Genomic DNA, 16060 nt, shown 5'->3' with positions numbered 1-16060 from the left:
CTCACCTACTTTCCTTTATTTGCCTGGAACGTCATCTTTCCTGCAATTTCAATATGATCAATCACACCTACAATCGCAGAATCGACTGGTGTATCCTTCGTAATATTTGTTTGACGTGCTGAGCTTCCACCAACAACCATTACAACTTCACCTACACCTGAACCGACCGTATCAATACTGACAAGAGGCTTTCCGTCGGGCTTCAATGTTTCCATATCTAGGGGCTGGACGACGAGCATTTTCTTTCCGGTAAGCTGTTCCACTTTCGATGTTGCAACAACACTTCCTACTACTTCGCCAACAATCATTGTTCATCTCTCATTTCTTCGTTTCCTTTTTGATTGCCATCCCTAATTCTCTCGCCGCGTCCTTTGCCATAGGGGTGACAATACTTTGAGCTGGAATCGTTACTTCCTTTTCCCCGTCTCTCACCAATTCTTCAATATGTTTAGCTAGGACTAGTGGCCTGCGGTTCTTTTCTTTTGCTAACACACTGCTTATTTTAGCTGCTACTTTATTTTGCGAACAAAAAGTAACACCATCTCCCATTAACTGTTTCATATAGTTTTGAACTTTTTTTTCAATAGATGGTTTAGGAAAGAAAAGGGAGCTTCTTTTTCGAATGATTTGATCTTGTCCGAGTATAACTGGCTTGCCTTCTAATAGCATGTGCAACGTAAGCCAGATCGGTTTCGTATCATCAATTAATAAGGAAAGCTTCGCTAGAAAACCATGACTAATCGTTGGAACATATAAAAGATCAAATTCATTAACTAACAGCTTCCGTTCATTTTCCGCAACTCGCGCTACATTTATTACCGGAACATTCTCATCCGGTTGAAAGTCTTCATTAGTAACTGCAAGCGTCAGATTATATGTAGCAGCTAATTGATTCAAATGTTGCATATCATAGATGCTAGATTCCTCTGGGAGTAATACTAATATTTGCTCTGCACGATTGCTTCTGTCTTGCTGCAAAAATTCATGAATCGTTTGTTTTACGATTGACACTACATAATCTCTCAATTTACTCAGCTCCTGCATTCATTAAAAAGCCGACTTGGCCATTTTTAACGTTGGCGGCATTTGCTTCGTCAAAATCGATATGCATCTCGAGCTTAAAATTTGGCGAAACCCGAATTAACGTCTGGTGAAGTGTTACACTTCGTTCTCCTGGTAGATAAACATCTACATAATCGCCATCATTTACTCCAAAATACGTTGCTTCATCCGTATGCATATGAATATGTCTCGCGGCACAAATAAGTCCTTTTTTTACTTTCAATTGTCCTTTAGGTCCTTGAAGTGTAAATGCCGGTGTTCCTTCGATATCACCCGAATTACGAATCGGCGGTTTAATACCGAGCACGAACCCATCGTTTAGCGACACTTCTACTTGCGTATCTCCTCTGGCTGGCCCTAGAATGCGTACGTTTTGCAGCTTCCCTTTAGGGCCAATCACGGTTACTGTTTCGTTACAAGCAAACTGGCCTGGCTGTGAAAGTGGTTTAAGCTTTGTCAACTCGTAGCCTTTACCAAACAATCGTTCAACTGCTGCTTTTGAAAGATGTACGTGCCGATTAGAAACACCGATAGGAATCTCTTTTTGCTGTGATTGCTCTTGTTGCATTAATACTTCTGAAACTGTCTCTTTTACGATGTTAACAAGTTGATTATGATCCATTGCACCCTCCCTTTCTTATCCTAGCTGTTTTTAACGAGTGCTTCTGCAGTATATTGATCTGTAATAAACACATTTGCAAAACGACCATGCAATGCACCAGTTATACTGTCCAGTTTTCTCGACCCGCCAGCGATTAAAATGGACGCTTCCTTTTTCGCCAGTAAATCAAGATTAATACCGATCGTTCGAGCATTTAAATCTGCACTGCATAATTCTCCTTGAAGATTAAAGAAGCGAGAACAAATATCTCCTACCGCCTGTTTCTCCTCTAGAACTTCCAAGTCATTCGTATTAAAGTATCCTGCTTTAATTAATGTGGAGTCCTCATGCTTATCTCCAACTGTAAATAAAGCAATGTTCGACTTTTGGCCAAGCTCGAGAACATTGGAAATATGTCGATCGGCAACGATGATTTCCTTCATATCTTCTCTTTCTACAATGGCAGGAAGAGGCAAAAAGTATGGAGACGTATTATATGCAGCTCCAAAGTAATTCAAAATTTCAGCAGCGTACGTATTAGATTGAGAATGAGAAATACCACCGTTTAACTGAACAACATCTACATGATGTACATGTTTTTTTGCCATATTTTTTGCTACTTCGTATAATGTGGTTCCCCACGATAATCCGATAATATCTCCATCCGTCACTGTTTTGTAAAGATAATCTGCCGCTTTCGGACCGAGATATTTTTTAATTACATTTTCATCGTTTGTGGGAACGTTTACAACAATACATTCCTTCAACCCAAACCGATGTTTCAATTGCTCGGCATATTTTTGTTCATCTTCGATCGTATCTATAATGCGAATTTGAACAATTCCCTTATCTTTTGCTTCTTGTAAAAGTCTAGAAACCGATGGACGAGATACGCCAAGCTGGGCAGCTATTTCCTTTTGGCTATATCCCAATTGGTAGTACATTTTCGCCGCTTTAATAACACGTTCCATCATTTCCCACCTAACTAATGCAATCCCTATCTAACATGTAATGCACGCTGTATACAGATAAACCTGTATCGTGAACGTTTGTTCAAATGTACTTGAACGTTTGTATTCATTTTACCGCTTTACCTGACATTAATCAATGGTTTGTTTCATAAAAGTTAGTAAAGTTACAAAATAAAAATAGGCTCCTATGTAGTATTCAAAGCAAAATATACTTTTATACTACATAGGAGCAACTCATTGTTACATTTTATTTATGGGCAGAAAGAAATTGTTCCAAATCCTCTTTATAAGGCATTGCTGGTGCGGTACCAATCTTTGTAACTGAAAGTGCCCCAACCGCATTTGCTCGAATGACCGCTTCGTCTAACGGAAAGCCGTCTGCAATAAAGGTAGCAAAAGCCCCGTTAAAAGCATCGCCAGCACCCGTTGTGTCAACAGCCTCGACCTGGAATGCTTGAACAAACCGGCCTTCGTCTGTCCCATCGTGAATAAAGCACCCTTTTTTTCCAAGCGTAATGATAACGGTTTGTACTCCTTTTTCCTGCAAAATTGCTGCAGCCTCTCTTGCTGAAGCTTCATCGTTTACTTCCACACCGGTAAGTAGGGTTGCCTCTGTTTCGTTTGGTGTAATATAAGTGACTTTGGATAATAGCTCAGCTGTTACTTCTTGATATGGAGCTGGATTTAAAATAATCGTTTTACCCAATTGTTGTGCTTGCTCTACCGTAGCTTCTACTGCTTCCATAGATGTTTCAAGCTGGAGTAGCACAACATCTGCCTTTTCAAAATCAGCTTTCGCTTTTTCCACATCCGATTTTGTAATTTTTCCACAAGCCCCCGGCGCTACAACAATCATATTTTCACTAGAATCATCCACCGCTATTAACGCTGTACCGGTTACTTCTTCTGGATGTCGGGAAATATGTGTCGTTTCAATGCCTTCGTTTTCAAAGTTTTTAATTGCTTCGTCCCCAAATATGTCTTTTCCAACTTTTGTTAGCATCGTTACATTGGATCCAAGTCTTGCAGCGGCTACAGCTTGATTGCCACCTTTACCACCAGGGCCCATACGAAACGGGCCACCAAGTACGGTTTCTCCAGCACTTGGAATGTGAGGAGTTCGGCTCATTAAATCAACTACATAGCTTCCGACAACAGTTATATTTGCCAAAACAACCACCTGCTTATCGAGTTTTTACTTCGTCTACATTCTCTTCCGTTACGAGCGTATTTTCTAGTGTAATCATTTCTTCTACTTCTTCACCGTCTAACGTTTTGATTGCAGCATTTATTGCTTCACGACCTAAGAAAAATGGTGGCTCTGCAATTGTTGCATCTAAACGACCTTCACGAATTGCTTCCATCGCTGGATCAATTGCGTCTGTACCAATAATTTTAATGTCATCCAAACGACCTGCTGACTCGATAGCAGACAACGCACCAAGTACCATTTCATCATTCGCAGCGTATACCGCATCTATTTCGTCATTTGCCTGTAAAATATCTTCCATTACAGATAATGCCTCACCACGATCGAAGTTAGCCGATTGACTTGCAATAATTTCAATACCTTCGACCCCTGACATATGATCGTTAAAACCTTTACTACGATCCTGACCTACGTTCGTTCCAAGAATACCTTGGATTTCAACAACTTTACCTTCGCCACCTAATGCTTCTTCCAAATAAGATGCAGCAATTCCACCAGACTTCAATGCATCAAAGCCAACATGTGCAACAATTTCACCATCAGAAGCTTGACGGTCAACCGTAATTACCGGTACATTCTGATCATTCGCAAGTAGTGCTGCTTGTCCTGCTGCATCACTATCTACTGGGTTAAGAATGAGCAGGTCAATACCTTGTTGTAACAAATTTTCTACATCAGACATTTGTTTACCTGGATCACCTTGAGAATCCGTAACAACTAAGTTTATTCCATTTTCTTCTGCTGTTGCTTCTGCTCCATCTTTTAAGTCAACAAAAAACGGGTTGTTCAACGTATTTACTGCTAAACCAATTTTAATATCGCCAGAAGCGTCGTTCGTGTCGCCTGAAGAATCTTTTTCCGTGTCATCATTTCCACCACAAGCTGCTAATGCTAAAAGTAAAACAAGTGCTAACGTACTAAGTATCTTTTTCATGATTTCGTCCTCCTAATAATTTACTTTTTTAGATTGGCTAACTTACTATCAATTAATACCGCAGCTAAAATTACTAACCCTTTTGCAATGTCTTGATAGAATGGAGATACATTCGTCAAATTCAAAATGTTGTCCAGTACTCCCATAATCAATGCACCAATTAATGTCCCGGTTACACCACCCCTTCCACCAGAAAGACGTGTACCTCCAATTATGACTGCAGCAATTGCATCCAGCTCCATCCCTGCACCAGCGTTCGGCTGTGCAGACATAAGCCGAGATGTATATATTAAAGCGGAAATAGAAGCAAAGAGCCCAGCTAATGAATAAACTGCAATTTTCACTTTATCAACAGAGATCCCTGCGAGTCGTGATGCTTCTTCATTTCCACCAATTGCAAAAATGTACCTTCCAAACGTCGTATGCTTCAGTACCCAGTACATAATGATAAAAATAACGAGCATAAGCACAATTGGGAACGGGATACCGAAAATATCACCTGCTCCTATAAACCGAAAGCTTGAGTTACTGACAACAATTGGATTCCCTTGCGTAAAAACAAGGGTCATCCCCCGTGCAATTACCATAACAGCTAAAGTAGCAATAAATGCTGGAACTTTTCCTTTTGATATAATGAAGCCATTAAATGCTCCTAAAACAATCCCTACAAGTAAACAGGCAATAATAGCGATCGGCAATGCTACTCCTGCTGTAATTACACCTGCTAAAACAGCTCCAGAAAATGCCATAACGGAACCGACGGATAAATCAATCCCAGCTGTTAAAATAACAAGTGTCATCCCAACAGACATAATCGCAATAATTGATACTTGCCTGAACACATTAAATAAGTTACTCGTCGTTAAAAATGCGTCCGACAAAAAACTTGCAACGATAAGTAATAAAGCAAAAATCAATAACACACGGTACTTATCAAGGAGCAGTACAATCTGTATCCACTTTTGTTTTTTTTCTGTACCTTTTGTATTATCCACTTGCTTCACCTCCTGTAGCATATTTAAAAATCTTTTCTTGTGTTGCTTCTTCTGCCTGAAGCTCCCCGCTTAGCTTCCCTTCGTGCAAAACAATTGTACGATGGGCCATGCCGAGCAGCTCTGGCATTTCTGATGAAATTAATATTATCGAAATACCTTCATCTGTTAAATCTTTAATAATTTTATAGATTTCCGTTTTTGCTCCAATATCAATTCCTCGAGTTGGCTCGTTTAAAATAAGCAGTTTAGGGTTCATCTGCAACCACTTGCCAAGCACAACCTTTTGTTGGTTTCCACCACTCAAAGTACCTACTTCTACGGATGGATGATGGACTTTTACTTGTAACGCTTTCACCCATTTCTGAACAACTGCATCCATCTTCCCTTTGTTTAAAATCCCTGCTTTTGCAATCTTTCTGTAAAAAGGAAGCAATAAATTTTCGTATACGGATAAATCCAAAATAAGCCCTTCTCCCTTGCGATCATCCGTTACTAATGAAATTCCTGCATCAATTGCTTGTTTTGGCGTCGTAATCGTCTGCCCAAATAAGTTTACAGAGCCACTTTGAATTTTCATTAGACCGAATAATGCTTTGGAGAGCTCCGTTTTCCCAGATCCTAGTAGTCCAGCTATGCCAAGCACTTCTCCTTTACGAACCGAGAACGTTATATCCGTTAAACAGTTTTTTACGGTTAGGTTTTTCACTTCCATAATTACATCTTCACTCGATTTGCTTCGCTCAGGAAATAAATCGGTAATATCACGCCCTACCATCATGGAAACCATTTTATCTTTCGTTACATTTTCGACTTTTTCCGTACCGATATACTCCCCATCCCGAAGCACAACGATTCGATCAGCAACCTGCACAACCTCATCCAGACGATGAGTAATAAAAATGATTCCTAAGCCGCTTTCACGTAATGTATCCATTAATTGCAACAACGTTTGTGTTTCCTTATCGTTTAGCGTTGCAGTCGGCTCATCCATAATTAAAACTTCTGAATCGAAGGATAATGCCTTAGCAATTTCAATCAGCTGCTGTTCTGCCACGGAACAATCTGCTATTGGTGTTTCTGGTGCCAAGTGCGTAATACCAACCTTTGAAAGGACTTTTTTCGTTTCCTCTCGCATTTGTTTCCAATTAATAATACCGTTCATTTTCATCTTTTCTCTACCAAGAAAAATATTCTCAGCAATTGATAAGTCCGTTATCAAGTTAAATTCTTGGTGAATAATACTAATTTTCAACTCTTGAGAGTGCTTCGGATTAAGGATCGTAACCTTATTTCCGTTTAAGTAAATGTCCCCAGCTGTCGGGCTATAAACGCCCGCAATAATTTTCATTAGCGTAGATTTCCCAGCACCATTTTCTCCAAGTAAGGCAACGATTTCTCCTTTGTCAACAGATAAGTTGATCCCTTTTAATACTTTAATTCCCGAAAATGATTTTTGAATATTATTTAAGGCTAATAAGCTCGTCAATGCGCGTCTCCTCCTTCCTATACAATCCTACTTGGCTTTTTAATAAACTACGCCACCAACTAAAATGACATTTGCATACGGGGTAAACTCACCTGATCGAACAAACCCTCGTACCGTTTTCGTACGCTTTTTAAACTCTATATGTGGCATATACTCTACTTCCACATCTTTAAACCGTTTTATTATTTCTCTTTCCATTTTAGGACTTGCTGTTTTAATTTCTTCTGCCATAATAATTTTCTCAACAGATAGTTCGTCAATCACTGTGTCTAACAATTCCAAAAAGGGAATCATCCCTTCTTTTAACGCAAGATCGATGCGTGTGTTTACTTCTTCTGGTAATGGTAAACCTGCATCGGTTACAACAATTTCGTCCGTATGCCCTGTTTCTGCTATTAGTTTGTTTAATCCTGGATGCAATATACCTGCTTTTTTCATGGTGCCCCTCCTAAATGTAAACGTTTAGATTTTGACAAGTTCTTAAGCTACTAATCTGGCTTAAAAACGCTTAGTTATTCATTAATCTTAATTAAATTGCCGTTTGCATGATCCCCTAATATTTAAGTAAGGTGTTAAAATAAATTGCCGCTTTTGCAATAACCGTTGTTCATTCTCCATCATTCGTTCGTAAAGCAGCTGGAATGAAACTTCTCCTAAATGCCTCATCGGACGTGAAACGGTCGTAATTTGCGGATTCGTAAATGTAGCGATTTCGATGTCATCAAAGCTTATAAATGAAACGTCTTTGCCGAGCTTCCAATTTACATCTTTCATTGCTTTAATCGCCCCAATACTCATCAAGTTATTACTTGAAAAAATAGCTGTCGGGGGGGTATCCAATTGTGCAAATCGTTTCGTAAGCTCAAAGCCGCTATTTTCCCGGAAGTCTCCATCAGCAATCCATTCTGGACGAACTTCCAGTCCATGCTCCTCCATCGCCTGCATATATCCTTTATACCTTTCAAGTCCCGGTGTTGTATTTTGTGGTCCTCTAATTATCGCAATTTTTTCATGGCCTTCCGTTATCAAATGATGCACCGCTTCGTATGCACCTTCCCGGTTACCGATAATTACCGTATCAACGTCAAATTGCTTTATTACTCGATCCACTGCTACAACCGGTATATTTGCATCAAAAAGCGGTTTCAATTGTTCTCCACTCTCATCAGCAGTTGTAACAACTACCCCATCAACGCCTCTTTCTAAAATATGCTGGACAATCTTCCGTTCAACAACTTTAGAATCATTTGAATTGCTTAATGTAGTAAAGTAATCTTTTGCAATCGCTTTCCTTTCAATGCCAGCAACAACCTCTGAAAAGAATGGGTTGCAAATGTCCGGAATAATTACTGCAATGGTTTTCGTCTCTTTGCGAACCATGCTTCGGGCAACAGCATTACGAACATAATTAAGCTCCTTAATCGCTCGTAATATTTTCTCCTCTGTTACCTTGCGAACACCGCCTTGGGCATTGATTACTCGAGAAACAGTGGCAACAGATACACCAGCACTTTTAGCTACATCTTCAATTGTTGGCTTTGTTCGATTTACCTTCATGCTCCGTCACCACTCTTTAATTGTAAACGTTTAGATTCTGTAAAAGAAAAAAAGGATTGCTTTAAGAGTATATCACTTTAAAAAGTAATATAGCACTATTGTTTTTGTAATGCAACCCTTTTTTGTGTGAAAATCGCGCTAACTACTTTGAGACATCTGAAATGTGTTGTAGAAAGAGAATTCTTCTAGCATTTCCGCTCATGGAATATATGCGCTTTCTGCGAGACGAAGGATGAGCGTCCGCTTGCTACGCGAAACCTCTGAAAAAGTCCCCAAACATTTGATTATTAACCAGAAGCCGTTGATTTCCACCCGAGGTTAACGCGTTCTGCTGGCATGCCTCAGCCCAAATATGGAATTTTGTAAATGGATTTAATTAAGTCCCTTCCTTTTTTGAATTGGGATTCACTGATTCAGCACCGCGCACATTATGAATCCACGCCTTATCTTCGTCCATCATTTTTTTAGCTGCATACATAGTCAAAAATTGAATAACAATGATTGGCAATCCGAGTATCCCTGAGAGCACTTCTAACGGTTCAAGACCACCGATTCTTAGGAGAAGAAGTGCAAGAGCTGTAATTACACCTGCTACAATAATTCGTAGAAGTCGAGACGGCTCCCGTTTGCTCATGTTTTCTGTACCTGTGTAAGATGCAATTGTATAGGTTGTCGAATCCAACGTTGTCGTCAAGAAAATCATCGCAATAATAACAAAAACAACGATTGGCACTGTTTGAAGTGGTAACGACTGAAGAATTGCAGGGATCGCTGACATTTTATCTCCGTCCACGATCGTTTCCATATTCAATTGCCCAGTTAAATATCGATGGACTCCCAACCCACCTAAAACTCCTGTTGCAGCCCACGAAATAAGTGTTGGAGCGAGAAAGTAAGTTAGAATCATCTCTTTAATCGTACGTCCTTTAGATACTTTTGCTGCAAAAACACTGTGCAACATTGCCCATGTCGCACTATAAGCAAACCAAAAAACAAGATGGCGCTCAATATGTGTACTGCCATTCAAATCGAGCGAGTTTGTATAAAATGCCAAGCTCGTATAGTTTTCCAACAAAAAACCAATCGTATCTGTAAAATAATCCAAAATAAAGATACCTGGTCCAAGAATCATAATAAAGATTGCAAAACCGCCTGCCAAATACATATTTAGCGTACTAAGCCTTTTTATTCCTTTTTCTATACCGAGATAGGCGCTGACGGAGAATAAAGCGACCCAAACAATCGTCACAATTAGGGTCAAGCTAAAGGAAACATCGATTCCAATCATTGCTGCAATATTATACGTTACAATAGGTGCGCCTAATCCTAATGTAACCCCAGCACCTGCCAAAATACTAATAAGAAACGTAACGTCTAACACTTTACCTCCGAGCCCATCTGTAAAACGATCCCCAAAAATGACCCTGCACGCTTCAGAAATCCGCATAAGCGGTTTCTTACGCACATGGATAACGTATCCGATAGCCGGTGCAGCCATTACAAAAATGGCGAACACTTGCATGCTCCACATGAACATACTATACGCATTTCCCCACATAAGTGCCTGTAGCGAATAAGGTTCAACTCCATTTGGCGGAGACTCAGCAACCGCAGCCCATTGAAGCATCCCTGTTCTCATGACAGTCGATCCAAGCCCCATTGAAACTAAAATGGAAGCATATTCAAACAGATTAAAACGCGGTTTGTCAATCGGATCACCTAATACAACATTTCCATATTTTGAAAATGAAAAGTACAAACCAGTTCCAACTAAAATGATTGTATACCAAATATACCCCCACTTGAAATGCTCGACAATCCAATTAAAAACGCCGTTTAAAAATTGCAACGAAACGCCTTCCTTTATTGAGAATGGAATGCTAATCGCAACAATAATTAATAAAGCTGGTATAAATATACGATAATCAATCAATTTTTTTGATTTATTGCTTGATTGTGCCATATGTCTAAAACACCTCTATCCAATTTTTAGCTCTTATCTACTCCTTTTACTTTTTTTCGACAAAATAAACCCAAAAACTTCTCCACTATTAAAAAGCTGAACCCAATTGGACTCAGCTTCTTAATTAAGTAGTTAAAAAATATTCGCTCTTTACAGCTATAGTAGGCGCACTACCAAGCGTGCAATAGGAACAGTTATAGCTTATTATGTTTTCACTTACTAGAATTCTTTTTCATCTTTTTTAAAAGAAATCTGCAAAATGGGATTGAACATCGGGTATCGCCACTTCAAGGATATCGATCTGCTCTTTATTTCCTTTTAAAAGCCCTACCTCTAGCAACTCTGCTGGGCGTTTATAATTTAACAACAGCGCTGAGAGCACTTCGACATTACAGTGTATTCCCTCTGTAGTTGCTTTACTTTGAATGACATCCATTGATACGTGTCCGTCATTCCACCTTAATTCGTACGTCCGACTGTTTTCGGACAAAAAGCGATCATGGACGGTAAGGCAAACTATTTTCCCTTCTAGTTCAGGATTATTTTCAAAAGGGTATTGTTTTAAAAACGAATATACATCAACGATTCTAGCCATGAAATAAGGCGATATTTTTTGAGTGAACGTTGGTTCATCTACGAGCAAAGGTAAATTGTCATTTTCCGGAACAGTCAGCGTTACTTCATCTGCCATTGAGTCATGATTAGCAATAAACTCGCATAAGAGCTTTCTGCTGTTTAAACCAGTGTGAACGATTTCTTTAACCGTAAATATGTTGTTTTTAACTCGAAAGATTATATAACCCTTTGGATTCCCTTCTGAATCAAAAGCAACTGCCGTATGATACCGATCGTCCGTAAGCACCCGTTGCTCCCACCATTTTTCATCACGAACGAGCATCCCATTATATTCCTTTGCGTATTGCGTATACAACGTGTGTAGTAAAGCAATGTTTTCTTTTGCATCAATACTTCGTATGTATCCTTCGCCGTTCCATTTTCTTTTCAGATTTACGATTGGAACCGTATAGTGTTTTTCAGAAAAGGTTATGTCCCAACCGTACTTACGATAAAAGGAAACAGAGAATGGATGCAGATAAGAGATCATTTGTCCATTTTCTTTCATATGTGTTAATGCTTTTTGCAAGAGCTCCTTCGCGATCCCTTGTCGACGATATTCTGGCCATGTAGCAACCGAGCTTATTCCACCCATTTCAAATGCTTTCCCATTTACATAAACGGATAGAGGGATTAAATGAAGCTTTCCTGCCAGCTTTCCTTCGACCATCCAGCCCCATATCGTATGTCGCTCAGCCTCGGCTTCTTTTTTCTGAAGCTCCTCTTTCGTTAGCTCTTTTTGAAACGCAAATTGTGATAATGAAAATATTTCTTTGAAATGAGATTGATTTAATTGTTTGATTTCTCCCAATTGTATTTAAGCCTCCTCAAAATCATTGGACATGCATTTTGTTTGTATTGTACATGAATTCAGAAAAAAAGCACAGCCGTGTATTATGCAAAACTCGTATATGCATTGAACAACGAAGGGCAACACTACGTTCACCTTGCATTCTCTACTGAATATGGAGAAAACGACCAACTCGCACCCTATACGACCTCTTAAAAGTAGAGCGCTTCAATTATTCGTTGACCGTTGTATGGAAAGGGATAAAACAGGATTTTAATAACCGTATTATATACCGTGAAAAATAGTGAAATTCGTTTATTCGTTATTGTCTTTTCCATACGTACGAATTGAGGAAACGATCATATAGTATAGAGAGATTTCTTAGGAGGTGAAAAAATGTTTAACCCGAACCACACGCAGCCATATGTACACCCAGATGACGAAAGACAATTTAATATTCCTGGCTATTTAGGAGAACAAATGTGGGGATATATTGGTAACCAAATATTCGGTTCACCAAGACCTCCTTTCGGTCCGCCACCACCATCTGGACCTGGGCCAGGCTTTCCAGGAGGACCACTTCCAGGTCAGGGACCAAATGGGCCAAATGAAGGGGGTATGAATCAACCACCATCTGCTCCACCGCCAAATTTCACTCCGACGCAACAACAGCAAGGATTCCAAACGTATGCTGTTGATCCAGGAGCGATTCGCGGTTGTTTATATCGTTACACGTATATATGGTTAAAGAGAGATGCTTTCTGGTTTTACCCTATTTATGTAGGAAGAAACTCAATTTCCGGTTACCGGTGGGTTGGCTACAGATGGGTGTATTATGGCATTGACTTAAACCATATTGAATCGTTTCAATGCTTTTAAATCAATGTCAGCTTCAATAAAACTGAACATCTATTATGATGATGAAATTTAAATACATGCCTATTCTAATAGATTACGCGTCCAAAACTAGAACATCGGCAACAAAGGATAAAAGACAGAAGAGACCAGCATTGATGTGCAACAATAAAAGATCTTTCCCATCCAAAGATGAAATGCACAATGCTACGGTCTCTTCTTTATATTAAAACAATTTATTAATTGTTGTATTTGTTATTATTTATTGTTATTTCTTTGACGGTTTCGTTTGTTGCCGCCTTTTTGGCCTATTTCTTCATAAAACTCTTGGTCGTGGTTGCGTGCGGTTTTCTCGCCGCCTTTTTGACCTATTTCCTCATAAAATTCTTGGTCGTGGTTACGTGCGGTTTGTTTTCCACCTTTTTGACCTGCTTCCTCACGAGACATTTTGTTGAAATTTTTATTATTAGCCATACTAACATCTCCTTTAAAAGTTTTGGTTTAAGGTTTGTTGTTTATGCGCGTTCCACTACCGGCGTTAAAAAGAATACCTTTTACGGTTTACTTTTAATGTTACCTTTCATTTTTCATTGTTATCGTTTTTGAGAAATAGATTTGTACGACTAGTTTTCATCACGTCCCCTTTTTAACGATTGCGGTGCTTCATCTGCACCTAGTCCTTGTATACCTTTTTTAAATTCAATTAAACATATTAAAACAACTTTTTTACAACTTTTTTGTTTTTTCTCCGGTTAAATGGTGTCGCTATCCTTTTTATATTTATCATTTATTTTTTCAAACACTTTTTCTATCGCTTTGTCTTTTTCTATTCGAGCTTTTTCTTCATACTCCATCTTCTTCCGGTCTTCATCAGGCAAATTAAACAAGTCCTTTTTCATTCGTAACACTCCTCGCTCATTATGTTTAGGCGTTGTTTTTTCATTTGTCGTTCTTTCCGTTGCTTTACACTACAGGAGACGCTTTCTACGGGCATAGCTTGTGTCTCCTCATCCGCACAAAATGCTCGAAGTAGAGTGTCCACACGTATGTCTTTCCCTTAGAAGTCACAACCTTACGCTTCAAGCTACTTGTTTTTTGATAACTGAATTTTTTCCAATTGTCATCGCTTTGCATGTCCTTTTAACTTATATTATTTTCGATTGTTTTCCTTTTCACCCAAATAAAGCCGTCACCTTTCGTTATAATCGCAACATCAGCCGGCATACTTACCGATTCTACTACACGCGAAACACGCCGCTTAAACGATGTCAGCTGAATAAGCGTCTCTGTCATTTGCGCCAGTTCAGTTGGTGGCAAGGCACGAATAATGTTTAATAGCGGCTGAATAAAGTTTTTCTTTTTATATTCATCTACTGCTACCTGAATTGAGTCATAAACCTTATTGCCAAGCTCTTTTAATTCCGTTACCTGATCTGTAGATAGATGTATCCCTAGATGGTGCTCCATTTGCTTATTATATTGAAAAAGTACTTCATGAATGATATTAAAAATAGCATCTTCTGTATTCGGCTCAATACTCGTTACTACCGTATCAATCATTTCTCTTTGGCCGAATGCAGAAATAAACGCCGTTCCATCATAATTATTAGATGTGTAACTAATAATCCTTTCCTCTTGCTTTTTATATTTCAGCCTTCCAAATACAAAGCCTTCTAGTCGATAATCTAGCAAGTGAGGAAAAATTTCCTGTTCTCCATATCCGGCAAGAACAAATCCAGTACTTCCTTTGCTAAAGTAGTCTTTTATAACGACTTCATATGCAAGCCGATTCAAGTTTTCCTCCAAGATACTAGGGATCTCAAAACTAATTAATTCTTTACGTATTTCTTCAACGATATGCTCGAACGTATTTTTAAAAGCATGATAATCTATGTCGAAAAGAATGGCATTTCTTTGTTTATAGTCCGATAAATTTACCTCCACACAATCTCTTAAACAAGTTATAACTTGATCCATCGTATGCTTTTCTGATTCGACATCGTAACACTCATCTTCTACTTGCTTAACAATTCGCTTTAATACGTCTGAAAACGTTCGATAAACAATTATTTCTTCTATATTTGAATTATTAAAACGCCTTTCATTCGTCAAAAAATCAATAAAGTGGTTAAAATAGTCCGTAATAGTAGATAATTTTTCTTCTCTTAAATAAGAGCGATACGACTTTATAATAACGTCCCATGGAACCTCCATAAAGGAAGCGGATCCATATACCATCACCCCAATAGGATGTTCCATTGTTAATGGGTACAGTTTTGTCGCCGAATTATATACCTTTTGGACACCTTCACTTCCACTCGTAATTGCACTATCGGCAGCCATGGACAGACCGTATTTGTTCATTACTACAACTTCCGCAGTCATATTTATCCACCTCGATTCAAGTACTATTACTAACTATTTCACTAAAGAAATAAAATGAAACGAGAACGGGTCGAACAAGCTGCAAATAATCGGTTCACTTAAGGAAATAGGAAGCGGCGTTGATTTGGATGAAAGGAGTGTAGTATGTGGTTTATAATGACCAAACTGTCTATGCGTGTACGAGGGAATCTACGCGGATCTAGCTTTATCACACGGACCGACTATGAAAAAGGTACCTTCTTTCTTCTGCATACACCATTTTCCAATCACTCTACTTAAATAAACGATTGATTGAAAAATATTAGTTTTCTATACTTAAAAAGAAAATAAAGAATAATACTTAAAAACAAATCCAACTTTCATCAATTTATTGGTCAACAAATCACTTTTCTATAAAGAGCTAATGCCGTGATCATAACTTTACTACCAAAATGCGATCGTTAGTAAAACTAACAGAAGATCTTGAAAGAGCGAAAAGATTATAACTAATGTTGATAAAGAACCTGCAGACAGTAAGATTATCAGTTTACACCAGTTTATCTTTTTTGAAGACTTTACAGACTCTCTGGAAACCGCTATCCACATTACAGCAGAGGCTATTGCTACGATCGCAATAACACCATTAGACATATTAAA

17 protein-coding genes are annotated in these 16060 nt (G+C 38.7%); 1 reads left to right on the top strand and 16 read right to left on the bottom strand.

All coding sequences use genetic code 11. The annotated features are described in order from the left end of the window. Nucleotides 1–5: 5 nt before the first annotated feature. From ACLIBH_RS00745 to ACLIBH_RS00690, 12 genes are all read right to left on the bottom strand, one after another. Nucleotides 6–308, bottom strand: coding sequence for a EutN/CcmL family microcompartment protein (locus ACLIBH_RS00745; RefSeq protein ID WP_439314761.1), 303 nt, complete (start codon nt 306–308; stop codon nt 6–8). Between the two features lie 10 nt (nt 309–318). Further along, nucleotides 319–1026: a hypothetical protein gene (locus ACLIBH_RS00740; protein WP_439314760.1), complete on the bottom strand. Its 708-nt coding sequence runs from the start codon at nt 1024–1026 to the stop codon at nt 319–321. 1 nt (nt 1027) lies between these two features. Next, the gene (gene pduL / locus ACLIBH_RS00735; protein ID WP_439314759.1) at nt 1028–1684 is read right to left on the bottom strand and encodes a phosphate propanoyltransferase; all 657 of its coding nucleotides are present in this window, start codon (nt 1682–1684) and stop codon (nt 1028–1030) included. Nucleotides 1685–1704: 20 nt separating this feature from the next. Beyond that, nucleotides 1705–2637 carry a sugar-binding transcriptional regulator gene (locus tag ACLIBH_RS00730; protein ID WP_439314758.1) on the bottom strand — a complete coding sequence of 311 codons (933 nt, stop codon included), beginning with the start codon at nt 2635–2637 and terminating at the stop codon, nt 1705–1707. A gap of 244 nt (nt 2638–2881) precedes the next feature. After that, entirely contained in the window at nt 2882–3805 is a 924-nt protein-coding gene (rbsK, locus tag ACLIBH_RS00725) for a ribokinase (RefSeq protein ID WP_439314757.1), read from the bottom strand. A 13-nt stretch (nt 3806–3818) separates the two neighbouring features. Continuing rightward, complete coding sequence (locus ACLIBH_RS00720) at nt 3819–4778, bottom strand: substrate-binding domain-containing protein (protein ID WP_439314756.1); 960 nt, start codon at nt 4776–4778, stop codon at nt 3819–3821. A gap of 20 nt (nt 4779–4798) precedes the next feature. Further along, complete coding sequence (locus ACLIBH_RS00715) at nt 4799–5773, bottom strand: ABC transporter permease (protein WP_439314755.1); 975 nt, start codon at nt 5771–5773, stop codon at nt 4799–4801. Further along, nucleotides 5766–7259, bottom strand: coding sequence for a sugar ABC transporter ATP-binding protein (locus tag ACLIBH_RS00710; protein WP_439314754.1), 1494 nt, complete (start codon nt 7257–7259; stop codon nt 5766–5768). Before ACLIBH_RS00710 ends, ACLIBH_RS00715 begins: the two co-directional genes overlap by 8 nt. Nucleotides 7260–7298: 39 nt before the next feature. Next, nucleotides 7299–7697 (bottom strand): D-ribose pyranase, encoded by a 399-nt coding sequence (gene rbsD / locus ACLIBH_RS00705; protein WP_439314753.1) that lies wholly within the window; start codon nt 7695–7697, stop codon nt 7299–7301. 87 nt (nt 7698–7784) lie between these two features. Then, nucleotides 7785–8816 carry a LacI family DNA-binding transcriptional regulator gene (locus ACLIBH_RS00700; RefSeq protein ID WP_439314752.1) on the bottom strand — a complete coding sequence of 344 codons (1032 nt, stop codon included), beginning with the start codon at nt 8814–8816 and terminating at the stop codon, nt 7785–7787. 376 nt (nt 8817–9192) lie between these two features. Continuing rightward, nucleotides 9193–10779, bottom strand: a complete 1587-nt coding sequence (locus tag ACLIBH_RS00695; RefSeq protein WP_439314751.1) for a BCCT family transporter — start codon at nt 10777–10779, stop codon at nt 9193–9195. A 241-nt stretch (nt 10780–11020) separates the two neighbouring features. Next, nucleotides 11021–12205: a GNAT family N-acetyltransferase gene (locus ACLIBH_RS00690; protein WP_439314750.1), complete on the bottom strand. Its 1185-nt coding sequence runs from the start codon at nt 12203–12205 to the stop codon at nt 11021–11023. A gap of 375 nt (nt 12206–12580) precedes the next feature. Between ACLIBH_RS00690 and ACLIBH_RS00685 the strand changes: the two genes are divergently transcribed. Continuing rightward, nucleotides 12581–13063 carry a hypothetical protein gene (locus tag ACLIBH_RS00685; protein WP_439314749.1) on the top strand — a complete coding sequence of 161 codons (483 nt, stop codon included), beginning with the start codon at nt 12581–12583 and terminating at the stop codon, nt 13061–13063. 234 nt (nt 13064–13297) lie between these two features. Here ACLIBH_RS00685 and ACLIBH_RS00680 read toward each other — a convergent pair whose 3' ends face one another. The 4 genes from ACLIBH_RS00680 to ACLIBH_RS00665 form a co-directional block, all read right to left on the bottom strand. After that, nucleotides 13298–13513 (bottom strand): KGG domain-containing protein, encoded by a 216-nt coding sequence (locus ACLIBH_RS00680; protein WP_439314748.1) that lies wholly within the window; start codon nt 13511–13513, stop codon nt 13298–13300. A gap of 278 nt (nt 13514–13791) precedes the next feature. Next, on the bottom strand, nt 13792–13938 hold the full coding sequence (locus tag ACLIBH_RS00675; RefSeq protein WP_439314747.1) for a hypothetical protein: 147 nt from the start codon (nt 13936–13938) through the stop codon (nt 13792–13794). Nucleotides 13939–14179: 241 nt separating this feature from the next. After that, nucleotides 14180–15424: a hypothetical protein gene (locus ACLIBH_RS00670; protein WP_439314746.1), complete on the bottom strand. Its 1245-nt coding sequence runs from the start codon at nt 15422–15424 to the stop codon at nt 14180–14182. Between the two features lie 423 nt (nt 15425–15847). Beyond that, nucleotides 15848–16054 (bottom strand): hypothetical protein, encoded by a 207-nt coding sequence (locus tag ACLIBH_RS00665; RefSeq protein ID WP_439314745.1) that lies wholly within the window; start codon nt 16052–16054, stop codon nt 15848–15850. Between the last annotated feature and the right edge of the window lie 6 nt (nt 16055–16060).

Origin of the sequence: Virgibacillus sp. W0430 (assembly GCF_051846935.1) — a bacterium.
GTDB lineage: Bacteria > Bacillota > Bacilli > Bacillales > Amphibacillaceae > JBPYCR01.
Note: the sequence above shows the minus strand (reverse complement) of the source record. Positions and strands in the feature narration are given on the sequence as shown.